This is a genomic window from Nocardiopsis prasina DSM 43845 (assembly GCF_000341265.1).
Lineage (GTDB): Bacteria > Actinomycetota > Actinomycetes > Streptosporangiales > Streptosporangiaceae > Nocardiopsis > Nocardiopsis prasina.
The window spans coordinates 51,354-75,285 of the sequence record NZ_ANAE01000208.1 but is presented as its reverse complement, the minus strand read 5'-3'; the positions used below and the strand labels follow the sequence as shown (position 1 = coordinate 75,285).

Here is a 23,932-nt window from a genome sequence, read left to right as displayed (position 1 = left end):
TGTTACCAACCTCCATGATCAGTACACCTAGGGCAGGTACTCCGGTTTGCTCGCTCGGCTCTCGTGGTGCAGCCGGTGCACGGCGGTCACGTAGTACGTGGTGTCCGCGGCCCGGGGCACCGTGAACGTCGCGGTACCGTCGTCGCCCGCCCGCACGGTGCCGAGCATGGCGCGCGGGTCCTCGATCCCGCAGGGGGCCTGGCCCCTGGCGGGCTGGCCGTCGAAGGCGTACACCGCGTAGTACGCGGGCGCCTCACCCGGGCCGGGCGCGATCTCCAGGGCGCCCTCACCGTTCGCGGTCACTCTCGGCGGAGCCGGGACGGTCCCGCCGAGGTCCTCCTTGACCGGGACCAGCGCCGGGCTGGAGTAGTGGTCCTCGACCACGATCTCCATGGCCTGGCGCGCGTTGGTGCGCAGCGAGGTGGCGCTGAAGTACACGTCCCCCTGGACGCCGGGGTGGTCGCGGTTGAGGTCCAGGTGCGAGGAGAGCTCGTTCGGGTCCTGCCAGGCGCCCGCGTTGCCCACCTTGTAGGCGGCCTGCCCGACGTACAGGTGGGTGCCGGTGCCCTCCGCGACCTCCTCCCACCAGGGGACGAGGACGGAGTAGTCCGCGACGGGCAGACCGATCTCCCAGTAGATCTGCGGGTTGATGTAGTCGAGCCAGCCCTCCAGCACCCACTTGCGGCTGTCGGCGAACTGGTTGTCGTAGGACTGGGAGCCGTTGGTGTCCGAGCCGTTGGGGTCGGTGCCGGAGTTGCGCCAGATGCCGAACGGGCTGATGCCGAACTTCACGTACGGTTTGACGTCGTTCACCGCCTCGCTCATGCCCCGCACCATGAGGTCGACGTTGTCGCGCCGCCAGTCCCCGATGTCGTCGAACCCGCTCCCGTGCTCGGCGTAGGTGTCCGCGTCCGGGATCACCTCGCCCGAGACCGGGTACGGGTAGAAGTAGTCGTCGAAGTGCACACCGTCGAGGTCGTAGTTCTCGACCGAGTGCATCATCGCCTCGATCACGAACTCGCGGGCCTCGGGGACCCCCGGGTCGTAGTACAGCTTCCCGCCGTACTCGAACACCCAGTCGGGGTTCTGGCGGGCGGGGTGGTCCTCGACCAGGGCGTTGACGTCGTCGTGCATGGCCACGCGGTACGGGTTGTACCAGGCGTGGAACTCCAGATTGCGGGCGTGCGCCTCCTCGACCGCGAACTCCAGCGGGTCGTACCCCGGGTCGCCGCCCTGCTCACCGGTGAGCCACTCGGACCAGGGTTCGTACGGTGACGGCCAGAAGGCGTCGGCGGTGGGTCTGATCTGCACGAACACCGCGTTGAGTCCATTGTCCACGGCCTCGTCGTACAGGTCGGTCAGGTCGGCCTGCTGCCGTTCCGGGGTCTGGCCCTGCGACGTGGGCCAGTCGATGTTCTGCACCCCGGCGATCCACTCGGCCCGCATCTGGTGTTTGGGCGGTGCTTCGGGGGCGTTCTCGCAGGGCGGCTGGTTCGCCGGCTCCGGCGCGGCGGCGGCCTGCGGGGCGTGGACCAGGGCCGTGGTCAGCGCCGTGGCGAGGGCTCCCGCGAAGAGCGCGGTCCGTGGGCGGGTGCGTGGTGCGGCGGTGCGGGGGAACGGAGCCGAGGTCTCGTGGTGGGTGGAGGGCCGGTTCCGGTTCGGGTACGCCAAGGTTGCTCCTTCAGGCTTGCGCCGCACGGCCGGGGACACGGCACGCCCCCGTCGGGCGCTCCGGTGCCCGTGTGCGACGGTCAGCTCGGGCTTAGGAGAAAACCTTCATGATTTGCCCGCCGATTGCAACACTCCTACGCGAGTTTGCGACAGATGGATGAAATGCGAACTGATTCGTGGAAATCCCGCTATGGGGGTTTCCGGAGTCGCTCGCCGACACCTCGGCCCCCGCCGACGCGCTAGGGGGTCTCCAGCGGGGAAGTGAGGAGCAGGCCCGCGCCGGTGGCGGTGCCCCCGCCGACGCCGTTCAACGCCAGCTCCTGGAGTGCCTCGCTGTCCCGGACCACGGCCTCCCCGGTGAAGTGGTGGCGGGCGGGCCGCCCACCCAGGCGCTTCCACTCCGCCGCCGTCACCTGGAGGGCCTCACCCAGCTTCAGGTCCAGCCACGCCTCGAATTCCTCCTCCGGCAGCGCGACCTTCTTGCTGCGCGGCTTCCCGCCCTCTTCGGAGGGTGCCACCTCGCGCTGAGCGGTCGGCGCCGTGACCAGCTCCCAACGTACGGTCTCACCCTCCACGTGCCGGGTCATCGGCTGGATCGAGGCCGAGACCGCGCCGGGGATCTTGCCCCAGGCGGGGGCGGTGTCGGAGCTGACCACCAGCATGGTGGGGGAGAGGCGCGTCCAGAGCACCCGGGCCTCGGTGCCGGGGGCGGGGGCGAGGGCCCTCTGTACGGCCTTGCTCATCACCGCCCACTGGTCCATTCCGGCGCTGCGCTGGGGGTTGAGACTGATGCGGGACAGGTACAAGGAGATCCGATCCGGGTCGTGCCGTGGTGGCGGGTCGCGGGCGCGGTGACGCGCCCAGGGACTCCAGCCTACGAGGGGCGGGCCGCTGGTCAGCCCGCCCCTCAGGCCTCCCGGATCAGTCCCAGGTCGTGTGGAGGACCCGTTCGGTGTCGACGTACCCCGTCCGCAGGAAGGAGTCGACCATCGGTGTGTTGTGCAGGTCCGTCGCGGCGCGGATCCGCGGGACCCCCAGGTCGGCGAGGATGCGCGTGCCCTCGGCGAGCACGTCGTCGATGTACCCGTTGCCCCGGTGCTCGGGCACGATGGCGAGGTAGCCGATCACGGGGTTGTACTCGTTGCGCGCGGGCGTGACGAAGCCGACGGGAGTCCCGTCGGGCAGGGTCGCGATCCGCCACCAGTCCCGGGGGCTGGTGTAGCGGGCCAGCTCGTCCGCGAACATGCGCTCGGCCTCCTCGCGCGGGGTCGTCCGGGCCAGGTTGACTCGGCTGTGTTCGTCCAGGGTGCCGTCCAGGACACGGGTCATCAGACCGAGGAGCTCCTCGGTGTCCCGCACCCGGCGGAACCGGAGGCGCCCGCTCGGCGGCGGGACCGGGGTTCCGGGGTGCCACTCCAGGCGGACCCGTTCCACGAGCAGGCGCGCGCCGTTCCGTTCCAGGGCGGTCAGCCGATCCCGGACCGGCCGTCCCGCCTCGGGGCGCGTACGCCAGTCGAGGGGGACGTAGCGGACGTGGTTCGGCGGGGACTGGCCCGGGGGAACGACCCGGGCCGTCGCGGTGCGCAGGAGCCGTTCGAGGTCGTCCACGCGGCCGGGACGGCCGTCCTCGTCGTGGACGTCGAGGACGTCCAGCAGGAAGGGAGCGTCGTCGTCCGGGGAACCCCACCACGCGGCTCGGGCGACCAAACGGTCGCCGCGCAGGGCGACCCACATCCAGTCGGGACGCCGTCGTCCGGCGTCGAGGTCGTCGGCGAACTCGTGGTTGAGGGTGTAGGGGAGCCGGTTGAAGAGGTCCAGCTCCGCGCGCCCGGTGATCGGGCGCAGGGTGAAGCGGTCGTTCTCGGTGGTCAAGGCACGCTCCGGTGGGAGGGCGCCCGAGGGGTCAGCGGTGCTCCGCTGGTCGGATGGACTCGGGCGCGGTGAGGGTGGCGGAAGTCTTCATCGCGTTATCCCTCCCTTTCCTTGACGTGGTGCCGGCACGGTGCCGGGCCCCCTTCCTATCGGACCAGGCGCCGCGCCGCACGCGAATTAACGACCTCTAGGAGACGGCCTCGCCGATGCGCGGTGCCAGGTGCTCCAGCGCGTAGGGCACTGACAGCACGGAGTTGTAGGTGACCGCGCCGCGCTCGTCCAGAGAGGTGGTGACGACGGCGTCCTCGCGCACCACGTCGAGCGACTCGAACACGCTTGCGCCCTCGGTGATGTCGAAGTCCGCGTCGTCGCTCATCACCAGCAGCAGGTCGCCGTCGAGCAGGTCGACCCGTTCAGTGGACAGCTCCACGAAGAAGTCGTCCCCGCTGTCCCGCTCGCTGATCGGCTCGGGGATGGTGAACCCCAGCGACATGAGGAACCGGCCGCGGGCGTCACCGGGCAGGTAGGCACCGTACTTGCCGTCGTAGGGCAGGACGGCGGTCCCGTCGAGGCCCTCGAACCCGGGGTACTCGGCGCGCGCCTGCTCGAAGAGCTCGTCAGTGGCGGCGTTGAGGGCGGCGCCCTCCTCGGGGCGCCCGAGGGCGGTGGCGATGATCTGTGTGGCCTCGTCCCGGGGCACGGTGTAGGCGGCCACGCCCTCCGGCCGGGCGACCACGGGCGCGATCTGGGACAGGGTCTCGTAGGTGGCCTCGTCGAACCCCGCGGAGACGCCGACGATGAGGTCGGGGGCGAGGTTGGCGATCTGCTCGACGTTGGGCTCGGAGTCGGAGTCGATCCGGGTCAGCTCCGCGTCGCCGACCAGTTCGTCGGTCCACGGGCCGAGACCGGACTCGTAGAACGAGTAGCCGGTGTTGCCGACGGGCACGAGGTCCAGGGCCAGGACCGCGTCGGCGTCCGTGACACCGAGGGTGACCACCCGGGCGGGTTCCTCCTCGATGGTGGTGCTGCCGAACTCGTGCTCCACGGTCACGGGGAACGCGCCCTCGGCGGACTGGGGAGCGGCCCCGTTCTCGGAGGGGTCGTCGGCGGTTCCGCACGCGGTGAGGGGAACGAGAAGGACCAGGGCACACGCGAGTGCGCGCGGGGCGAGACCGGGGGACATGGGACTCCGTTCAGCAAGGGTGCGGCGGGGGCTACTTTATCCCTGCTGGTCACGTGTGTAGGGGTTCGGGGTGGTTGACAGGGCGGCCCCCGGTGCCTCACCCTCGCTCCTATGGGAACCCCCTTGCAGAGCCGCCCGACCGCCCGCCGGTCCGCGCGGGCCCGCCGCGGAACGCCGGGCCTGATCCTGCGCCGTGGCCGCCTGGGTTCCCCTCCCCGCCGTTGACCCTCCGGGCCGCTGGCCCGTGACGTCCGGTGCGTCGATCCCCCTCCCGCCGGGTAGGGGTTGACCAGCGCTTTCCGTGATCACCCACCATGCTCCACAGCCGACGATCCGCTTTGTCGTTATTTCCGACCAGAAAGGCAGGAAAAATGACCCTGACCGCCGACTCCACCGCCACCCGGACCCTCCGGGAGAGTTCCGCAGTGGACACGGCCCTCGTCGAGGGCCCCCGCACGCTGAGCCGCCTCCCCGAGGGCGCCGTCTCCCGCCCCTACGAACTGTTCGAGGTCCGGCCGCTCGGGGCGCTCATCGGAGCGGAGATCCACGGGATCGACCTCCGGGACGAGATCGGTGAGGAGCTGCGCGACGAGCTCAACCGCGCGCTCCTGGAGTTCAAGGTGATCTTCTTCCGCGACCAGCCCATCGACTCCGCCCGCCAACAGGAGATCGCCCGCCTGTGGGGGGAGCTGGAGACCAACCCGTTCATCGAGCAGGGCGACGACGCGCACATCGCCCGGTTCGCCAAGGGCGAGGCCCCGCCCAGCTACGAGAACGTCTGGCACACCGACGTCACCTGGCGTGAGGCGCCCGCCCTCGGCGCCATCCTGCGCCTGGTGGAGGTCCCGCCGGTCGGCGGCGACACCATGTGGGCGGACATGGCCGCCGCGTACGACAACCTGCCCCAGGAGGTCAAGGAGCGCATCGAGGGGCGCACCGCGGTGCACGACGTGATCCCCGGCTTCGTCCGGTTCCTGGACGAGGACCGCCTGCTGGAGTGGCAGGACCGCTTCCCGCCCGTCGAGCACCCCGTGGTCCGCGTGCACCCCGAGACCGGGCGACGCACCCTCTTCGTCAACGTCTCCTTCACCACCCGGATCGTCGGGATGGAGAAGGCGGAGAGCGACGAGCTGCTGCGCTACCTCTTCCAGCAGGCGCACACTCCCGAGTTCCAGGTGCGCTTCCGGTGGGAGCGCGACTCGGTCGCCTTCTGGGACAACCGCGCCACCCAGCACTACGCGGTGAACGACTACCACCCGCACCCCCGCGTGGCCGAGCGCGTCGCGATCGTGGGCGACCGCCCCTTCTGACCCCGCACGGCCTCCTGACCCAGCACGGGCCCCGGTCATTCCGGGGCCCGCCCCTCGGGCGGAACCTCACCGGGAGCCCTCAACACCGTCCCCGCCCCCATGGGGTGGCGCTCCGCCCTCCTCCCCGCTCGGCCCGTCCACGGGGCCGCGGACCGGGCGCAGGGTGAGGGTGACGCCGAGGGCGGCCAGCGCCACGGCCCCGACCAGCGCGTAGACGGGCAGGTACCCGCCGAGCGACGAGGCGGTCAGGACGGCCCCGGCGACGGCGACCAGGGCGGAGGTCACGACGGACTCCGCGATCTGGAGGGCCGACCCGTTGCGGCCCTGGAGCTTCACCGGGGAGAGGGTCATCACCGTCGAACTGACGCGCGGCATGGCGATCCCCATGCCGACCCCCATCACGACGCAGCAGGCGGCGGCCGCCGCGACGGGCAGCAGCCCGCCCACCACCAGGGCCGCCCCCAGCGGGCCGCACACCACGAGCGCGGCCGCGAGGTACAGCGGTTCGGGGCGGTGCGGGTCCCCCGCGGACCGTCCCTGCCACCAGGCGCCGCCCGCCCAACCCAGCGCCCCCACCGCCACCACGAGACCGGAGACGGCGGGCGCGTAGCCGAGTTCGTACTGGAGGTAGGGCGGCAGATAGATGTCGGTGGCCGACACCGCCCCACCCATCAGGGCACGGAGCAGCACCAGCCGGGGGATCCCGGCCCGGGCGCGCAGGGTGCCCGGTGGGAGGAGCCGCACGGCCGCCGCCGCCAGAACGGCGGTACTGGCCACCGTCCCCGCCACCAGGGCGGACGCGGCCTGCTGGCCCGACAGGTGCAGCCCCAGCAGTGCGGCCGCCGCGACCCCCGCCCAGACCAGGCGCGGGTCGAACGGCGAACCACCGCCGTGCCCCTTCCCGGCCCGGCGCGCCACCCCCACCAGCATCACCAGTGACACCGCTGACCCGACCAGAACCAGCGCGAACACCACCCGCCAGTGCACCGCCTGTACCAGGAGCCCGGAGACCAGCGGCCCCACGACCGACGGCAGCAGCCACGCCAGGGTCAGCGATCCGAACATGCGCGGCCGCAGTTCCTCGCGCACGGACCGCGCGATGACCACGTACAGGACCACGGAGTCGATCCCGCCGCCGATCCCCTGGAGCAGTCGTCCGGCCACGAAGACCCCCATCGTGGGCGCGGCCACGCACAGCGCGAGCCCCAGGAGGAACGCCGCGCCGCCGAACACCAGCGGCCGCAGTGGTCCGCTCCGGTCCGCCCACGTACCTCCGAGGGTCATGCCCACGAGCCCGGTGGTCATCGTCGCCGCGAAGGCCAGCGAGTACCACCGCTCGGCGCCCAGGTCACGGGCGACCACGGGCAGGGCGGTGGTGACGGCGAAGACCTCGAAGGCGACGAAGGTCATCAGCCCGAACACCCCGACCACCAGGAGCCGGGAACCGGGGGCCCAGAGCCGGTCGGGGGCGGCGGGGGCACGAGCCGAGGGCGCCCGGCCTCGTCCGGAGGTCACGGGGTCCCGCCCCCGCTCCCGACGAGTAGAGCGACCTTGCCCCGACCGTGGCCGGTCTCCACGTCCAGGTGGGCGCGCCACGCCTCGCCCAGCGGCAGGGCCCGCCGGACCGTCACGGTCAGTTCCCCGCTCGCGCACAGGTCGAGCAGCTCGCGCAGCCGAGCCGCCGACCGGTCACTGGTGATCCACCGGCAGCCCAGTGCTCCGGCCAGACCGGCGTCGACGATCGTGCCGATCCGGCTCCGGTCCCCGACCAGTTCCACCGAGGTCAGCAGGTTGTCGTGCCCGGCCGCGTCGAGGGCCGCGTCCACCCCCTGGGGTGCGGCCGCGCGGACACGCCCGAGCTGTCCCGCACCGTACTCCACGGGCACCGCGCCCAGGGAGCGCACGTACTCGTGGTTGGCCGCGCTCGCCGTGCCCACCACCCGGGCTCCGCGAGCCACGGCCAACTGCACCGCCACCGTGCCCACTCCGCCCGCCGCACCGTGCACCAGCAGGGTCTGGCCCCCGCGCACGTCCAGCCGCTCCAGGGCGGTGTGCGCGGTCTGCCCCGACGCGGACAGGGTCCCGGCGGTCAGCCACGACACCCCCGGCGGCACGTGCGCGACCTGATCGGCGGGCACGTTCACGTACTCGGCGTAGCAGCCGAGCACCCGGAACCCGGCCACCCCGTCACCCACGGAGAACCCCCGTGCGCCGGGGCCGACGGCGCTCACGGTCCCGGCGAACTCGTTGCCGAGGACCTGCGGGAAGTCGATGCTCGCGCCCGGTGGGGTCCAGCCGCCCCGGATCGCGGCGTCCGTCAGCTGGACACCCGCGACCCTCACCCGGACCACCACCTCACCCGGGCCCGCCACGGGCCGTGGAACCTCCCGCACGGTCAGGTTCTCGGCGGGCCCGAAGGAGTCGATGGCGGCCGCCCGCATCGCGGCGCTCATCGCACGGCCTCCGCGCCGTTCAGGAGGTCCACCAGTTCGTCGACGCTCCGGGCCCCGCTCAGCAAGCGCTCCTCGTACAGGAAGGCCGGGACCGCGCCGACCCCCAGTGCCACGGCGGCCCTGTGGTCGTCCTCGACCTCGTCCGCGTACCGGTCGGAGCCCAACAGGGAGTCCACCTCCGAACCGTCGAGCCCGAGCTCGGTCCCGATCCCGCGCAGCGTCGCGGGGTCCGCCAGGTCCTCGTGGCGTTCCAGGTGCCCCGAGAAGGCGCGGTCCCACGCGCGGTCCGGGGTGATCCCCCGGGCGACCGCGAGCTTGACCAGCCGGTGGGCGGGCCGGGAGTCGATGCTCAGAACCCCGTCCATGTCGATGGCCAGCCCGTCGGCGCGGCCCGCGTCGGCCACCCGGAGCCGGGTGGCCTCCCACCGCTCGGCGCTCACACCCCACGAGTTCAGCGCCGCCGTGCGCACCGTTCGGTCCCGGGACTGAGGCCCCTCCGGCTCCAGCAGGAAACTCCGGTGCACCACTGTCACCTCACGTTCCACCCGTTCCAGCGCGGCGGCCAGCCGTCGCCGCCCCATCCAGCACCAGGGGCACCTGATGTCGCCCCACACCGTGATCGCGGACATGTGCACGCTCCGATTTCCTCGCCCGAGTCGGTCGCGTAGAGTCCACTTCATCAAGTTCACTTGATGTCAACCCGCCTGGTGGAGGAGCCCGATGCCGAAGCTGGACCCCAAGGTCACCTGGTTGAAGCCCGGGCAGGTGGCCAGCAGGGCGGGGGTAGCGGTGTCCGCCCTGCACTACTACGAGAGCCTCGGCCTGATCAGCAGTCGCCGGACCGCGGGCAACCGGCGCGAGTACCGCAGGGACACCCTCCGGACCATCGCGTTCATCCGCACGGCCCAGCGCCTCGGCCTGTCCCTGGAACGGATCAAGGAGGCCATCGACCAGCTTCCGGAGGATGGTCTGCCGACCAAGCGCGACTGGGCGCGGATCTCACGTCAGTGGCACGACGACCTGACCCGGCGGATCGAGGAGCTGACCGCCCTGCGGGACCGGTTCTCCAACTGCATCGGCTGCGGATGCCTGTCCCTGGTGGCCTGTCCCTACTCCAACCCGGAGGACGTCCTGGGCCTGGAGGGCCCTGGGCCCCGGCGCTTCCCCTGACCACCTCCAGCGACCCGTCCCGGGGTCGGGCTCGGAGCGGCGGTTGACCTCGACTCCGGTTGGGGTCCTAGCGTTGCGCCCGTCACCAACCTGACGGAAGGGCCCCGCCATGCGACGCACCACGATCAATCCCTGGACCTACCCGGAGGGCATGGACCAGGGGGGCCTCATCGAGGGACACCAGCGCCTGCTCTTCGTCAGCGGACAGTGCTCCGTCTCCGCCACGGGGGAGTCGTTGCACCCCGGCGACATGTCCGCCCAGACGGCGACGGCCCTCGACAACGTCGCGACGGTGCTGCGCGGAGCGGGGATGAGCCTGGCCGACGTGGTCCGTATGAACACCTACGTCACCGACATCGACGCCTTCTTCGCCGAGGCGGGAGAGATGATGGCGGAGCGCCTCGGTGTCTTAGACGTCCGACCGCCCGGGGCCTGCGCCGAGGTCACCCGCCTGGGCCGCCCCGAACTCCTCGTGGAACTGGAGGCCTTCGCCGCCAGCTGACCGGTCGAACGCGGAAGGCCCCCGTGAAAAGGCGTTGTGGCTTCCGGGGGCCTCGGACACACTGACTCGGACATCGGGCACTCACGCCCGCACCCCCCACTACAGGGAGCGACATGTCCACCCTCCGGGTCACCGCCGAGCGGCTCACGATCCTCCCGCACCCCGACGCCGACGCACTGGAGCTGGCTCGGGTGGGGCTGTTCCACGCGGTCGTCCCCAAGGGTGCCTACCGCACCGGCGACTGGGCGGTCTACGTCCCGGAGAACGCCCTCCTGCCCGAGGAACTCGTCGCCGAGCTGGGGCTGACCGGCAGGCTCGCGGGGGCCGGGAGGAACCGGGTGCGGCCGATCCGGCTGCGGGGCGAGCTCTCCCAGGGCATCGTCTGCCGTCCCTCCCTGCTCGCCGACCGCGACCTGCCCACCGAGCCCGAGGCGGGGACCGACTTCGCGGCCGAGCTGGGCGTCACCAAGTGGGTGCCGGAGGTCCCGCTGCACATGAGCGGCGACATGGAGCCCGCCCCCGACCTGCTGCGGTGGATCGAGGTCGAGAACATCAAGCGCCACCCGGACGTGTTCGAACCGGGCGAGCCCGTCGTCGCCACAGAGAAGATCCACGGATCTGCCTGCCTCTACACCCTGGTCGCCGAATCCGGGGAGGAGTTCGTCTCCTCCAAGGGCCAGGGGGCGAAGAGCCTGGCGCTGGTGCGCTCGGAGGCCAACCTCTACTGGAGGGCCGTGATCACGCACGAGGTGGGCAAAGCCGCCCGCGCCCTCGCGGAGCGCTTGGGAGCCACCCGGGTGGGCGTGTTCGGAGAGGCGTTCGGCGCGGGTGTGCAGGACCTCGCCTACGGCGAGACCGGTCGCGGTGAGCGGCCCGGCTACGCGGTGTTCGACGTCCGGCTGGACGTGGACGGCGTCCGTCGGTGGATCGACGCCGCCGACCTGCCCGCCCTGCTCGCCGAGGTGGACCTGCCCTCGGCGCCGGTGCTGTACGAGGGCCCCTACGACGAGTCCGCGCTGTTCGCCGCCGCCGACGGCGCGGAGACCTGGAGCGGGTCCGACCTCCACCTGCGTGAGGGCCTGGTCGTGCGGCCCTCGAGGGACCGCTACTCGCGGGTCCTGGGCGGCCGGGCGATCGCCAAGTTCGTCTCCGACGCCTACCTCACCCGTGGGGGCGGCACCGAGTTCGAGTAGCCGTGACCGGGTCAGGCGTCTTCGGGGCCCCGGTCTCCGGGGCGGGGCCCCGGGTTCACCGGTCGTCCCCGCGTATGGCGTGGTGGACGAAGTCGAGCAGGGTCACCAGCTGACTCGTGAGGTCCACGCCCTCGTCCATGACCCACGAGCTGATCAGCCCGTCGGTACTGCGCAGGATGATGTTGGCGGTGCTCCGGGGGTCGAACTCCCGGAACTCGCCCTCGCGCTGTCCCCGGCGGAGGATCCCCGCCAGCTCCTCGACCTCCTCTTCGAGGGGGCCGCTGAAGGGGCTGGTGCCGTCCGGCGAGCGGTGGTTCACGATGATGTCGCTCATGGCGAGGAACCCGGTCCGGTGCGCGGCGTAGTACTCGACCTGGCTGCTGATCCACGCGCTGACCTGGCCGGACGCGGTGGTCTGCGCTCCAACCCCCGCGGTGAGGCGCTCCGTGGCCGCCTCGATGAACCGCTCCGCGACCAGGACCATGAGTTCGTCCTTGCCCTCGAAGTGGTACGAGATCACGCTCTTGCTGATCCCCGCCCGCTCGGCGATCCGCGCCAGGGAGGTGTGGGCGTAACCGAACCGCGCGACGGTCTCGGTGGCCGCCTCCACGACCTGTTCGCGTCGCGCCCGCTCGATGAACGACGCACGCTTCCGCCCGACCGGACCGTTCTCCGTCTGCATGGTCCTATTCTAGGCCGGTCGGCCTGGTCACCGGGGTGTGTCCACGGCCTCTCCGGGGGTGTCCGGCGCTCCGGCGTCCGCCGAGGGGGAGTCGTCCGGGTGGCGGCGCGACAGCAGGTAGCCGAGCCCCAGCACGATGCCCGTACCGATCGCCGTGTACCAGGTGAACCCGATCAGCCCGGGCTGGAAGAGGAACAGCCAGGACATGGTCGCCACCGCCACGGAGAAGGCGAGGATCGCGTCCCTCTGGCGGGCCCGGCGCACCCACAGCCCCAGGAAGAACGCGCCCAGCAGCCCACCGTAGGTCAGGCTGGCCACGGAGAGCCCCAGTTCGACGACCGGGTTGTCGGTACCGGTGAAGAACGCCGCGACCCCGACGAACACCAGCCCCCAGCCCAGGGTGAACAGCCGGCTCAGCCGCAGCGCCTGGGCGTCGGGCAGCGTGCGTCGGGAGAACTGCTGGTAGAGGTCGGCCATGGTCGAGGAGGACAGCGCCGACAGCGACGAGGAGAGCGTGCTCATCGCCGCCGCCATGATCCCGGCCAGCAGCAGTCCCGCCAACCCGGGTGGCAGTCCCTCGACGATGAACACCGGGAAGAGCTCGTCGGAGGAGTTGAGTCCGAGTCCCGCCACCGACGCGGCCTCGAAGTACGAGTACAGCGCCAGTCCCACGGTGAGAAACAGTGCGAACTGGACGAAGACCACCACCCCGCTGACGATCACCGCCTTCTGCGCGTCCCGCAGGCTTCGGCAGCCCAGCAGCCGCTGCACGATGATCTGGTCGGCGCCGTGCGAGGCCGTGGACAGCAGGGCCCCGCCCACCAGGGCCGTGATCGTGGCGTAGGGCGCCGAGACCGGGTTCGAGGTGAAGTCCAGGAACTGGGTCTTCCCGGCGTCGGCCGCCACCGCGAGGAAGTTCACGTCCAGGCTGGTGGCGATGACGACGAGGGAGACCACGCCGCCCACCACGTACACACCCATCTGGAGCACGTCGACCCAGACCACGGCCCTGATCCCGCCGACGAGGGTGTAGAGGATCGTCACCACGCCCAGGACCGCCACGATCACGAAGTACGAGGTGTCCAGCCCGAGGGAGTCCAGGATGATCTTCATGGGGATGGCCGCCGCGAACAGCCGCACCCCGTCGGCGAGCAGCCGGGTGAACAGGAACGTGACCGCGGCGGTGCCCTGCATGCCCCTCCCGAACCGGAGCCCCAGGTAGGCGTAGGCGGTGGTCATCTCGCCCCGGTAGTAGCGGGGGAGCAGGAGGAAGGCGACGACCACCCGCCCGATCAGGTATCCGACCGCCACCTGGAGGAACGTGACGTTGCCGAGGTAGGCCACCCCGGGGACGCTGATCACGGTCAGGGCGCTGGTCTCGGTGGCCACCACCGACAGGCACACCGCCCACCAGGGCAGCTGCCGGTTGCCGATGAAGTAGTCCCTGACGTCGCGCTGGCGCCCGGACAGTCGCAGTCCCAGCCAGGTCGAGGCCAGCAGGTACACCGCGATGACGACGAGGTCGATGGTCTGCACTGCGTCCTCCGGGGAGTCTCCAGCGGGGCTTCGGCCACGGGGGCTCAGCCGCCCGACGCCTCCACGTACAGGCGGCGCGGGGCGGTGGCCGCGGGCTCGGGCAGGCGCAACGGCCGGGTGCCCGGGGTGATCCGCCCGGCCACCGGGGCCCGGAGGGCGCCGGTGCAGTCCGGGACCGATCCGGCCAGTCCGTGCCAGCTCAGGAACCCGATCAGCGCGAACAGGTACGCCTCCTTGGCGTCGCCGTCCAGGCCGACCCGCTCCGAGGAGTCCAGCCGCGCGGGGGACAGGCGCGCGGCCAGCCGCTCCATCAGCACGGGGTTGCGGGTGCCGCCGCCGGAGGCGAGCACCTCGGTCACTCCGAACGGTTCCAGGGCGTCGGCGACCGTGACCGCGGTGAGCTCCACCAGGGTGGCGAGCAGGTCGCCGTCGGAGAGGCGGCCCCCGTCCGAGGCGCGGCCGACGTGCCCGAGCGCCGCCTCCAGGTAGCCGGGACCGAACAGCTCCAGCCCGGTGGTCTTGGGTGCGGGCAACCGGTAGTAGGGCTCGGCCAGCAGGCGTTCCAGCAGTTCGGGGTCGGGGCGGCCGGTCCGGGCCAGGGCGCCGTCCGCGTCGAGGTCGGCCCGCCCGTCCGTGACCAGGCGCATGGCGGCGTCGACCAGCGCGTTGGCGGGCCCGGTGTCGAACGCCCGGGGCGGCAGTCCGTCACGGACCACTGTCACGTTGGCGATGCCGCCGAGGTTGAGCGCGGCGGTCGGCTCCGCGCGGCCGCCGAGCAGCAGCAGGTCCAGGGTGCTCGCCAGCGGTGCGCCCTGGCCTCCGGCGGCCACGTCCGCCACCCGCAGGTCCGACACCACGGGCAGCCCGGTGGCCTCGGTGATCCAGGCGGGCTGGCCGAGCTGGAGGGTGCCGAGCACGGAGTTGCCGTCCGCCCAGTGGAAGAGGGTCTGGCCGTGCGAGGCGACCAGGTCGGCGCGGCCGTCCGCGAACTCCTCGATCCCGTTCCGTACCGCCGCCGCGAACTCCTGGCCGATCCGGGTGTCCAGCTGGCAGACGGTCTCCATCGTGGTGGCGGCGGGCGGCAGGGCGCCACGGATCGCCTCGCGCAGGGAGTCGGAGTAGGGGGTGGTGCCGAACCCCAGGGGGGCCAGCCGGAGCAGGGAACCGTCCTCCTCCAGTTCGAGGCGGGCGGCGGCGACGTCGATCCCGTCCGCCGAGGTCCCGGAGGACACACCGATGACGATCATGCGGCTCCTGAGGCAGGGGTGCAGGGGGCGGGCGGGAGCCCGTCCGAGGAAGGTACCCCGCGCGCCCCGTCCCGTCACCCGGGCGGGGGCCTCCGTCCGGCCCGGACGGGGAGCTCCGTCCGGGCCGGACCCGGCGGCTCAGCGGCGTCTGCGGGGTGAGCTGCTCCCGAACCCGGCCAGGTGCAGGGCGAGGAAGAGCAGTCCGGTCAGGGCGAGGGTGGTCGTCGTCACGATCCCCTCGATGTTCAGACCGAGGATCTCGAAGAGGACGGCGATGCCGAACAGCACTGCGGCGACGGTGGCGAACACTGTGCCTCCAGGGGGCGTGCGGGCACTGGCTTGGTGGGGGTGTACCCCTGATCCGTCGCGTGAACCGCCGAGAACCCGCCCTGGCCACGGGCGTGGTCAGAGCACCAGTTTGCATGTTCATACATTTAGGCGCATACTTTTTGCATGTCCAAGGTGCTCACTTCCCTGCCTGTCGGTGAACGTGTCGGAATCGCCTTCTCCGGAGGCCTCGACACGTCCGTAGCGGTCGCGTGGATGCGCGAGAAGGGCGCGGTCCCCTGCGCCTACACCGCCGACATCGGCCAGTACGACGAACCCGACATCGCCTCGGTGCCGGCTCGTGCCACTGACTACGGCGCGGAGATCGGGCGCCTGGTCGACTGTCGCGAGGCCCTCGTGGAGGAGGGGCTCGCCGCCCTCGCCTGCGGGGCGTTCCACATCCGCTCCGCCGGTCGGGTCTACTTCAACACCACTCCGATCGGCCGCGCCGTCACCGGCACCCTGCTGGTCCGCGCCATGCTGGAGGACGGCGTCCAGATCTGGGGCGACGGCTCCACCTACAAGGGCAACGACATCGAGCGGTTCTACCGCTACGGTCTGCTCGCCAACCCCTCCCTGCGGATCTACAAGCCGTGGCTCGACGCCGACTTCGTCACCGAGCTCGGCGGCCGCAAGGAGATGTCCGAGTGGCTGCAGGAGCGGGACCTGCCCTACCGCGACAGCACCGAGAAGGCCTACTCCACCGACGCCAACATCTGGGGCGCCACCCACGAGGCCAAGGCGCTCGAACACCTCGACACCGGCATCGAGATCGTCGACCCCATCATGGGCGTCCGCTTCTGGGACCCCGAGGTCGAGATCGCCGCCGAGGACGTGACGATCGGCTTCGAGAAGGGCCGCCCGGTCACCATCAACGGCCGGACCTTCGCCAACTCCGTCGAGCTGGTCCTTGAGGCCAACTCCATCGGCGGCCGCCACGGCATGGGCATGTCCGACCAGATCGAGAACCGGGTGATCGAGGCCAAGAGCCGGGGCATCTACGAGGCCCCCGGCATGGCGCTGCTGTTCGCCGCCTACGAGCGCCTGGTCAACGCCATCCACAACGAGGACACCCTCGCCACCTACCACAACGAGGGCCGTCGCCTCGGTCGCCTCATGTACGAGGGCCGCTGGCTGGAGCCCCAGGCGCTCATGCAGCGTGAGGCCCTCCAGCGCTGGGTCGGCACCGCCGTCACCGGCGAGGTGACCCTGCGTCTGCGTCGCGGCGACGACTACTCGATCATGGACACCACCGGAGCGGCGTTCAGCTATCACCCGGACAAGCTGTCCATGGAGCGCACCGAGGACTCCGCGTTCGGGCCCAGCGACCGCATCGGCCAGCTGACCATGCGCAACCTGGACATCGCGGACTCCCGCGCCAAGCTGGAGGAGTACGCGGCCCTCGGCATGGTCGGGGACAGCTCGCACCCGACCTCGATCGGCGCCGCGCAGGCGGCCTCCACCGGCCTGATCGGCGCGATGCCCGAGGGCGGCGCCGAGACCATCGCCTCGCGCGGTCAGGGCTCCGAGGACGACCTGCTCGACTACGCGGCCATGGAGGCCGGTACCGACTAGGACACAGTCGACCGAACACCCGACCCCACAGCGGGTCCAGGCCCCTCTCCGACGGAGAGGGGCCTTTCGTCGTTCCGGGGGCGCTACAGCGGATCGACTCCATCATTTGACTAATTCCAGAAAAGGCGGCAGACTCCGGACCATGCCAACCTCTCCGGATTTCGAGCACATGCTGCGCGAGTCCGCTCTGAGGGTGACGAGCCCGCGGTTAGCTGTCCTCTCCGTCGTGCACGAGCACCCACACGCGGACACGGAGTCGATCATCGACCACGTGCGTGCGGAACTCGGCGCGGTGTCCGTCCAGGCCGTCTACGACGTGCTCAAGGCACTGACCGGCGCTGGCCTGGTGAGACGTATCCAGCCACAGGGCTCCGTGGCCCGCTACGAGACGAGGGTGGGAGACAACCACCACCACGTCGTGTGCAGGTCCTGCGGCGCCATCGCGGACGTGGACTGTGCGGTCGGCCACGCGCCGTGCCTCACCGCGTCCGCTGACCACGGCTTCTCGATCGACGAGGCCGAGGTCGTCTACTGGGGCCAGTGCGCCGAGTGCTACGGCGCGCGGAGCTCCTGAACCACAAAGTTCACCTCTTCCCGTAAGGAAGTCGATGTCTGAAAACAACGAGGTCGTTGCCCCCACCCCGCAGCAGACCGGAGGCTGCCCCGTCGCGCACGGTGGCGGGCTCACGCACCCCACCCAGGGGGACGGCAACCGCGAGTGGTGGCCCAACCAGCTCAACCTGAGGATCCTCGCCAAGAACACCCCCGTGTCGAACCCGCTCGGTGAGGGCTTCGACTACGCGAAGGCCTTCGAGGCCCTCGACCTGGACGCCGTGAAGGCCGACATCGCGGCCCTCCTCACGGACTCGCAGGACTGGTGGCCCGCCGACTTCGGTCACTACGGCCCGCTCATGATCCGCATGGCCTGGCACAGCGCGGGCACCTACCGCTCCCACGACGGCCGCGGTGGCGGCAGCGCCGGTCAGCAGCGCTTCGCCCCCCTCAACAGCTGGCCCGACAACGGCAACCTGGACAAGGCCCGCCGTCTGCTGTGGCCCGTGAAGAAGAAGTACGGCCAGAACATCTCCTGGGCCGACCTCTTCATCCTCACCGGCAACGTCGCCCTGGAGTCGATGGGATTCGAGACCTTCGGCTTCGGCGGTGGCCGCGAGGACGTGTGGGAGCCGGAGGCCGACGTCTACTGGGGCCCCGAGACCACCTGGCTCGACGACCAGCGCTACACCGGCGACCGCGACCTGGAGAAGCCGCTGGCCGCCGTCCAGATGGGCCTCATCTACGTCAACCCCGAGGGCCCGAACGGCAACCCGGACCCGCTGGCCGCCGCCCGCGACATCCGTGAGACCTTCGGCCGCATGGGGATGAACGACGAGGAGACCGTCGCCCTCATCGCCGGTGGCCACACCTTCGGCAAGACGCACGGCGCCGCCCCGGACAGCAACCTGGAGGCCGAGCCCGAGCGCGCCGGTCTGGAGATGCAGGGTCTGGGCTGGAAGAACAACCACGGCACCGGCAAGGGCGGCGACGCCATCACGTCGGGCCTGGAGGTCACCTGGACCACCACCCCCGCCCAGTGGAGCGAGGGCTTCTTCAAGAACCTCTTCGAGTTCGAGTACGAGCTCACCAAGAGCCCGGCCGGCGCCCACCAGTGGATCGCCAAGGACGCCGAGGAGATCATCCCCGACGCCCACGTCCCCGGCAAGAAGCACAAGCCGACCATGCTCACCACCGACCTGTCGCTGCGCGTCGACCCGGTCTACGAGCAGATCTCGCGCCGCTTCTACGAGGACCACCAGGCCTTCAAGGACGCCTTCGCCCGCGCCTGGTTCAAGCTGACCCACCGCGACATGGGCCCGAAGGCCCGCTACCTCGGCTCCGAGGTCCCGGCCGAGGACCTCGTCTGGCAGGACCCGCTGCCCGCCCAGGAGGGCGAGGTCATCGGTGACGCCGAGATCGCCGCCCTGAAGGAGAGGATCGCCGAGTCCGGCCTCTCCGTGGCCGAGCTGGTCTCGACCGCGTGGGCCTCCGCCTCGACCTACCGCGACAGCGACAAGCGCGGCGGCGCCAACGGTGCCCGCGTCCGTCTGGAGCCGCAGGTCGACTGGGAGGTCAACAACCCGACCGAGCTGCGCGCCGTGCTCGCCAAGCTCCAGGGCATCGTCGACGAGTTCAACGCCTCCTCCGCGAAGAAGGTCTCCGTCGCCGACGTGATCGTCCTCGCCGGTGGTGTGGGTGTCGAGCAGGCCGCCAAGGCAGCTGGTCAGGACATCACCGTCCCGTTCACCCCGGGCCGCGTGGACGCCTCCGACGAGCACACCGACGCCGACTCCTTCGCCTACCTGGAGCCGGTCGCGGACGGTTTCCGCAACTACTACGGCAAGAGCAACCGCCTCCCCGCCGAGTACCTGCTGCTGGACCGCGCCAACCTGATCGGCCTCAGCGCTCCGGAGACCACCGTCCTGGTGGGCGGCCTGCGCGTGCTGGGCGCCAACTTCGACAACTCGGACCTGGGCGTCTTCACCGACCGGCCGGGCGCGCTGACGAACGACTTCTTCGTCAACCTGCTCGACCTGAACACCAACTGGCACGCGACCGGTGAGACCTCCGAGACCTCGGAGACCTTCGTCGCCAAGGACGCCTCCGGTGCGGTCAAGTGGACCGGCAGCCGCGTGGACCTGGTGTTCGGTTCCAACTCCGAGCTGCGCGCCGTGGCCGAGGTGTACGCCTCCGACGACGCCAAGGAGAAGTTCGTCCAGGACTTCGTCGCCGCGTGGAACAAGGTCATGAACGCCGACCGGTTCGACCTGGTCTAGTTCGACCCCGGGCGCGTCCCGAGGAGTGGCCCCGGGTGCCCGGAGTTCCCGGGGGCGGACCCCTCGGACGCCGCCCGCGTCACCGGCCCGACCCTCACCGGTCGGGCCGGTTTCCTGTGTCCGGCTCCCGCACGGGCCACTCCACGCACTCCACGCGGTCCGGTCCCGGGAGCCGCTCCCGCAGCCGCTCGGCGGCCCCGCCGCCCATGTTGACCAGGTACGCCACCCGCCCGAGGTCCAGCATCGCCGCGTCGGAGGCACTGTCCCCGTAGGCGGCCGCGACCTCCCCCCGAACCCCGGCCTCGGCGGCCATCGCGGGTTTGCGGGCGCCGTGGCAGTGCCGCTCCGCGACCAGACCGCCCCACGCGCGCCGGAGGGTCGAGGCCACCACGCGCACGCGGGGGTCGATCTCCCGGCACAGGGGCACCGCGAGCCGGTCCGCGCATGCGGTCACCACCGCCACGTCGTCGCCCGCTTCGAGGTGCGCGGCCAGCGCGGCGGCGCCGTCCGGTCTCAGCCGCTCCCGCACGTCCAGCTCCCGCACGTGGTCCCGGACGATTCGGTCCAGACGGGCCTCGCCCACACCGACCGTGCCCGCCCACAGCAGGAGTGATCCGGCGTGCACCCGCCAGGACGGGCGCGCGAACGCCACCGCGACCAGCGGTGACAGCGCCACCGCACCCGCCACACGCAACGGCGAGCGTGCGAGGAGGCGCAGGGTGAACCGCGTGAACGAGTCGTGGTCGATCAGGGTGTCGTCGAGGTCGAACAGTGCCCAGGCCATGGCGGGTCCTCAGAGCCAGTCGTGCTCCCGCGCGTACCGGGCCGCCTCGTGCCGGGTCCGCGTCTGCGTCTTGCGCATCGCGTTCGAGAGGTAGTTGCGCACCGTGCCCTCGGCCAGGTGCAGGCGGGCGGCGGTGTCGGCGGCCGAGTACCCGTCCCTGGTGGCGCGCAGCACGTCGATCTCCCGTTCGGTGAGCGGGCAGTCGTCGATCACGGCCAGCGCCGACACGTCCGGGTCCACCCAACGCTTGCCCCCGTGCAGGGTGCCGATCACCGACGTGATGTGCGCGGGATCGGCCGACTTGCTCACGAACCCCTGCACACCGAGCCGGAGCGCCCGGCGCAGCACACCGGGGCGGGCGTGCCGGGTCAGCATCAGGATCACCTGGTCCGGCAGCTCCCGGCGGATGCGGTCCACCGCGCCGAGCCCGTCCACACCCGGCATCTCCAGGTCGATGACGAGCACGTCGGGGCGGTGCTCCAGGGTCGCGGCCACGGCCGACTCGCCGTCGTGGGCCTCGGCCAGGACGGTGATCTCGCCCTCCAGCGGGAGCAGGGCCGCCAGCGCCTTGCGCAGCAGGGCCTCGTCGTCGGCGAGTACCACGGTGATCATCGGTCGTCCCTCCGCCCGGGGAACGCGGCGGCGGTCAGGAACCGCCCGTCCCCCTGTTCCACTGTCAGTGTTCCACCGTCCCGCTCCACGCGGTCGCGGAGGACGGCCAGCCCCCCGAGCACGGGGGCCGCCTCCCCGCGCGCCCCGTCGTTCACGATGGTGATGCCGGACCCGGTGAGCGTGATCCGCACCTCCTCGGCCTGCGCGTGCCGCAGGATGTTGGTGGTCGTCTCCCGCAGGACCTGGCCGAGCGTCTCCGCCGCCCGCGTGTCCGGTTCACCCTCGCCACGGCGCACGACGCGCACGTCGATCCCGGCCGCCTCGAAGAGGTTCTTGGCGTTCTCCAACTCGGCGGACAGGTTGAGCCGCCGCTGCGCGTGGGCCAGTTCCTTGGTCTCGGTGATGGTCTCGCCCACCAGGGAGTAGACCTCGTCCAGCTCCCGCTCCACCTGGTCGGCGTCGGTGTGCACCAGCTTCCGGGCCAGCGCCACCTTCAGCTTCACCACGTGCAGCGTGTGGCCCTGGATGTCGTGCAGGTCCCCGGCGAAACGGACGCGCTCCCGGGCCACGGCCAGCTCCGCGTCGCGCTCGCGCGCCAGTTCCAGCTCCGAGACCAGCCGGGCCACCAGGTGGTTCAGCGTCGCGAAGACCACCCCCACCACGATGATGCTGGCCGACCCCACGGCGTACTCCAGCAGGGCCTCGCCCAGGTGGGGTTCGAGCAGCACCTTCAGCACGATGACACCGGTCACCAGGGCGAGCAGCCCCAGGGCCGACGGGCGCTGGTACCGGTGCGGCAGGCGCAGGACGAGGACAGTGCCCACGACGGAGACGCCGAACGGCGCCGGCGCGCTGTCCAGGAAGAGGACCCCGGCGACCAGGGCGACGATGCTGGCGACCAGGCACGGGAGCAGCACGACGCGGAAGGCCCGGGCCGACCAGCCACGGACGGACAGCAGGGCCGCCAGCAACCCCAGCACCAGCACCAGGACCTGGCCCACGCTCTGGGCGTTGGTCGAGATCAGCAGGGCCCCGACCGCCGAGAGCGACCCGAACACGATGTTCGTGTTGACCGTGCGCAGCTGCCCCTGCGTCACCTCGGTGGGTTCTGACGTCATGCGGACCCTTCCGGGGAACGACTGCGTGGACCGTCCCAGTATTCTTCCGGCCCCGTCGACCCACCAGTGACACCACGTCACCTCCTGGCCCCACGGATGTCACCGCCGGGTCGTGACACGGCCGCACTGCCGGGAATCCGCCCGCACGGCTGGAATGGGGACATGACCTCAACAGCCGCCACACCAGTCATCGACGTCGAGGGCCTGAACGTCCGCTACGGCGACTTCCACGCCGTCCGCGACCTCTCCTTCCAGGTGGGTCGGGGCGAGTTCTACGCCCTGCTCGGCACGAACGGCGCGGGCAAGACGTCCACCCTGGAGACGATCGAGGGTCACCGCGCCGCCACCTCGGGCACCGTGCGGGTGTTCGGACACGACCCGCGCGACCGACGGGCCGTGCGCCCCCGGACCGGGATCATGCTCCAGGAGAGCGGGTTCTCACCCGACCTCACCGTCAGGGAGTCGGTCCGGCTCATCGGCAGCCTCTCCGGGCGCACCGACCGGGCCGAGCGACTGCTGGACGTCGTCGGCCTCACGAAGAAGGCCGGAACGCGGGTCTCCCAACTCTCCGGCGGTGAGAAGCGCCGCCTGGACTTCGCCACCGCCGTCTACGGCACCCCGGAACTCGTCTTCCTGGACGAGCCCACCACCGGACTGGACATCCAGTCCCGGGACGACCTCTGGGACGCCGTGGACCGACTGCGCGAGGACGGGTCCACCATCATCCTGACCACGCACTACCTGGAGGAGGCGCAGCAGCGCGCCGACCGGATCGGGCTCATGCACCGCGGGGTGTTCCACCGGGAGGGGACAGTCTCCGAGCTCACCCGGACCCTGCCCGCGACGGTCCGGTTCACCCTGGCGGCGTCCGCCCCGGAGCCGCCGCTCCCCGGCGTGCCCCAGGGCGACGGCTCCCTCCTCGTCGAGACCACCAGCCTCCAGAAGGACCTGCACGTCCTCCTGGACTGGGCCCGGGAGCACGCGGTGGAACTGGGCGACCTCCAGGCCGGGCCCACGCGGCTCGACGACGTTTTCCGCTCCATCGGCACCGAGTAACGCGGCCCCGGCCCCGTACACCCTTCACGCAAAGGAACCCACCATGCTCGCCATCGCTCGGAGTGAGCTGATCCAGATCCTCCGGAACCGGCTCGTCCTGGTCACCATGCTCCTGGTGCCCCTCGCCGGCAGCGCCTTCTACATGTACCTGCACGACCGCGCGCCCGACCTGCTGGACCTGGGCGCCGTCGCCTCGGTCCTCATGTTCCTCGTGGTGGTGATGGCCCTCTACACGACCGCCGTGACCACGCTCGCGTCGCGCCGCCAGAACCTCTTCCTCAAGCGGCTGCGCTCGACGGCCGCGGACGACGTCCGCATCCTCACCGGGCTGCTGCTGCCGGTCACCGCCGTGACCCTCGTGCAGGTCGCCGTGGTCCTCACCGTGCTGTCCGTGGTCGCCGCAGCGCCCGCCCAGCCGCTCCTGCTGGTGTCGGCGGTCCTGACCACGGTGGTCATGATGCTCGGCCTCGCCCTGGCCACGGCCGGGGTCACCACCTCACCCGAGCACGCGCAGGTGACCACGCTGCCCGTCATGATCGGCGTGCTCGCCATCTCCGGCTGGGTGGGGTTCACCGGCACCGAGGAACTCACCCTGGTCAAGCGCCTGCTCCCCGGCGGTTCCGCCGCCGAACTGGTGGTCAACGCCTGGAACGGCGGCGTCGCCGTCTCCGAGGCCCTGCTCCTCCTGGCGCCCACCCTGGCGTGGGTCGTCGTGGCCGTCGCCCTCGCCACCCGGGTCTTCCGCTGGGAACCGCGTCGTTGACGGATCAGCACGGGCCGGACGGCCAGGGCGGCACCGGCTCCGCCCCC

General features: G+C 71.4%; 23 protein-coding genes. 9 read left to right on the top strand and 14 right to left on the bottom strand.

Annotated elements, in window-relative coordinates:
• Nucleotides 1-27: 27 nt before the first annotated feature.
• From D452_RS0125790 to D452_RS0125775, 4 genes are all read right to left on the bottom strand, one after another.
• Nucleotides 28-1,671 (bottom strand): glycoside hydrolase family 10 protein, encoded by a 1,644-nt coding sequence (locus D452_RS0125790; RefSeq protein ID WP_017547022.1) that lies wholly within the window; start codon nucleotides 1,669-1,671, stop codon nucleotides 28-30.
• A gap of 239 nt (nucleotides 1,672-1,910) precedes the next feature.
• Nucleotides 1,911-2,477 (bottom strand): type I-E CRISPR-associated protein Cas6/Cse3/CasE, encoded by a 567-nt coding sequence (locus tag D452_RS0125785; protein WP_017547021.1) that lies wholly within the window; start codon nucleotides 2,475-2,477, stop codon nucleotides 1,911-1,913.
• 115 nt (nucleotides 2,478-2,592) lie between these two features.
• On the bottom strand, nucleotides 2,593-3,543 hold the full coding sequence (locus D452_RS0125780) for a GNAT family N-acetyltransferase (RefSeq protein ID WP_017547020.1): 951 nt from the start codon (nucleotides 3,541-3,543) through the stop codon (nucleotides 2,593-2,595).
• A gap of 187 nt (nucleotides 3,544-3,730) precedes the next feature.
• Complete coding sequence (locus tag D452_RS0125775; protein ID WP_017547019.1) at nucleotides 3,731-4,726, bottom strand: ABC transporter substrate-binding protein; 996 nt, start codon at nucleotides 4,724-4,726, stop codon at nucleotides 3,731-3,733.
• A gap of 371 nt (nucleotides 4,727-5,097) precedes the next feature.
• Here D452_RS0125775 and D452_RS0125770 point away from each other — a divergent pair, with 371 nt between their 5' ends.
• Nucleotides 5,098-6,036, top strand: a complete 939-nt coding sequence (locus tag D452_RS0125770) for a TauD/TfdA dioxygenase family protein (protein WP_017547018.1) — start codon at nucleotides 5,098-5,100, stop codon at nucleotides 6,034-6,036.
• A 66-nt stretch (nucleotides 6,037-6,102) separates the two neighbouring features.
• Here the strand turns inward: D452_RS0125770 and D452_RS0125765 are convergent, their stop codons facing one another.
• The 3 genes from D452_RS0125765 to D452_RS0125755 are packed head-to-tail and all read right to left on the bottom strand — an operon-like array spanning nucleotide 6,103 to nucleotide 9,118.
• Nucleotides 6,103-7,551 carry an MFS transporter gene (locus D452_RS0125765; protein WP_017547017.1) on the bottom strand — a complete coding sequence of 483 codons (1,449 nt, stop codon included), beginning with the start codon at nucleotides 7,549-7,551 and terminating at the stop codon, nucleotides 6,103-6,105.
• Nucleotides 7,548-8,489, bottom strand: coding sequence for an alcohol dehydrogenase catalytic domain-containing protein (locus tag D452_RS0125760; protein ID WP_017547016.1), 942 nt, complete (start codon nucleotides 8,487-8,489; stop codon nucleotides 7,548-7,550). The genes D452_RS0125765 and D452_RS0125760 overlap by 4 nt, the downstream gene beginning before the upstream one ends.
• Nucleotides 8,486-9,118: a DsbA family oxidoreductase gene (locus D452_RS0125755; protein WP_017547015.1), complete on the bottom strand. Its 633-nt coding sequence runs from the start codon at nucleotides 9,116-9,118 to the stop codon at nucleotides 8,486-8,488. The genes D452_RS0125760 and D452_RS0125755 overlap by 4 nt, the downstream gene beginning before the upstream one ends.
• 91 nt (nucleotides 9,119-9,209) lie before the next feature.
• Here D452_RS0125755 and soxR point away from each other — a divergent pair, with 91 nt between their 5' ends.
• From soxR to D452_RS0125740, 3 genes are all read left to right on the top strand, one after another.
• The gene (gene soxR / locus D452_RS0125750) at nucleotides 9,210-9,659 is read left to right on the top strand and encodes a redox-sensitive transcriptional activator SoxR (protein WP_017547014.1); all 450 of its coding nucleotides are present in this window, start codon (nucleotides 9,210-9,212) and stop codon (nucleotides 9,657-9,659) included.
• Between the two features lie 109 nt (nucleotides 9,660-9,768).
• Nucleotides 9,769-10,161: a RidA family protein gene (locus D452_RS0125745; RefSeq protein WP_017547013.1), complete on the top strand. Its 393-nt coding sequence runs from the start codon at nucleotides 9,769-9,771 to the stop codon at nucleotides 10,159-10,161.
• Between the two features lie 113 nt (nucleotides 10,162-10,274).
• Nucleotides 10,275-11,354, top strand: coding sequence for an RNA ligase (ATP) (locus tag D452_RS0125740; RefSeq protein ID WP_017547012.1), 1,080 nt, complete (start codon nucleotides 10,275-10,277; stop codon nucleotides 11,352-11,354).
• Between the two features lie 55 nt (nucleotides 11,355-11,409).
• Here the strand turns inward: D452_RS0125740 and D452_RS0125735 are convergent, their stop codons facing one another.
• The 4 genes from D452_RS0125735 to D452_RS30125 all read right to left on the bottom strand — a co-directional run bounded on the left by D452_RS0125735 (nucleotide 11,410) and on the right by D452_RS30125 (nucleotide 15,128).
• Entirely contained in the window at nucleotides 11,410-12,036 is a 627-nt protein-coding gene (locus D452_RS0125735) for a TetR/AcrR family transcriptional regulator (RefSeq protein WP_017547011.1), read from the bottom strand.
• A gap of 27 nt (nucleotides 12,037-12,063) precedes the next feature.
• Nucleotides 12,064-13,572, bottom strand: a complete 1,509-nt coding sequence (locus tag D452_RS0125730; RefSeq protein ID WP_017547010.1) for a sodium:solute symporter — start codon at nucleotides 13,570-13,572, stop codon at nucleotides 12,064-12,066.
• A gap of 44 nt (nucleotides 13,573-13,616) precedes the next feature.
• Nucleotides 13,617-14,819 carry an anhydro-N-acetylmuramic acid kinase gene (locus D452_RS0125725; protein ID WP_017547009.1) on the bottom strand — a complete coding sequence of 401 codons (1,203 nt, stop codon included), beginning with the start codon at nucleotides 14,817-14,819 and terminating at the stop codon, nucleotides 13,617-13,619.
• Between the two features lie 138 nt (nucleotides 14,820-14,957).
• Nucleotides 14,958-15,128 (bottom strand): hypothetical protein, encoded by a 171-nt coding sequence (locus D452_RS30125; protein ID WP_017547008.1) that lies wholly within the window; start codon nucleotides 15,126-15,128, stop codon nucleotides 14,958-14,960.
• 144 nt (nucleotides 15,129-15,272) lie between these two features.
• Between D452_RS30125 and argG the strand changes: the two genes are divergently transcribed.
• The 3 genes from argG to katG all read left to right on the top strand — a co-directional run bounded on the left by argG (nucleotide 15,273) and on the right by katG (nucleotide 19,552).
• Nucleotides 15,273-16,721, top strand: coding sequence for an argininosuccinate synthase (argG, locus tag D452_RS0125715; RefSeq protein WP_017547007.1), 1,449 nt, complete (start codon nucleotides 15,273-15,275; stop codon nucleotides 16,719-16,721).
• 142 nt (nucleotides 16,722-16,863) lie between these two features.
• Complete coding sequence (locus D452_RS0125710) at nucleotides 16,864-17,295, top strand: Fur family transcriptional regulator (protein WP_026129685.1); 432 nt, start codon at nucleotides 16,864-16,866, stop codon at nucleotides 17,293-17,295.
• Nucleotides 17,296-17,329: 34 nt separating this feature from the next.
• Nucleotides 17,330-19,552, top strand: coding sequence for a catalase/peroxidase HPI (gene katG, locus D452_RS0125705; RefSeq protein ID WP_017547005.1), 2,223 nt, complete (start codon nucleotides 17,330-17,332; stop codon nucleotides 19,550-19,552).
• Between the two features lie 94 nt (nucleotides 19,553-19,646).
• On the opposite strand, the gene D452_RS0125700 is transcribed toward katG, so the two are convergent.
• Genes D452_RS0125700 through D452_RS0125690 form a run of 3 tightly spaced genes read right to left on the bottom strand, consistent with a single transcriptional unit; the run spans nucleotide 19,647 to nucleotide 22,066 of the window.
• The gene (locus D452_RS0125700) at nucleotides 19,647-20,336 is read right to left on the bottom strand and encodes a haloacid dehalogenase-like hydrolase (protein WP_017547004.1); all 690 of its coding nucleotides are present in this window, start codon (nucleotides 20,334-20,336) and stop codon (nucleotides 19,647-19,649) included.
• 9 nt (nucleotides 20,337-20,345) lie between these two features.
• Nucleotides 20,346-20,948, bottom strand: coding sequence for a response regulator transcription factor (locus D452_RS0125695; RefSeq protein ID WP_017547003.1), 603 nt, complete (start codon nucleotides 20,946-20,948; stop codon nucleotides 20,346-20,348).
• Nucleotides 20,945-22,066, bottom strand: a complete 1,122-nt coding sequence (locus D452_RS0125690) for a sensor histidine kinase (RefSeq protein ID WP_017547002.1) — start codon at nucleotides 22,064-22,066, stop codon at nucleotides 20,945-20,947. The genes D452_RS0125695 and D452_RS0125690 overlap by 4 nt, the downstream gene beginning before the upstream one ends.
• 162 nt (nucleotides 22,067-22,228) lie before the next feature.
• Here D452_RS0125690 and D452_RS0125685 point away from each other — a divergent pair, with 162 nt between their 5' ends.
• Together D452_RS0125685 and D452_RS0125680 are read left to right on the top strand one after the other, a co-directional pair.
• The gene (locus D452_RS0125685; RefSeq protein ID WP_017547001.1) at nucleotides 22,229-23,122 is read left to right on the top strand and encodes an ABC transporter ATP-binding protein; all 894 of its coding nucleotides are present in this window, start codon (nucleotides 22,229-22,231) and stop codon (nucleotides 23,120-23,122) included.
• Nucleotides 23,123-23,165: 43 nt separating this feature from the next.
• Nucleotides 23,166-23,885 carry an ABC transporter permease gene (locus D452_RS0125680; protein ID WP_017547000.1) on the top strand — a complete coding sequence of 240 codons (720 nt, stop codon included), beginning with the start codon at nucleotides 23,166-23,168 and terminating at the stop codon, nucleotides 23,883-23,885.
• Nucleotides 23,886-23,932: the final 47 nt, after the last annotated feature.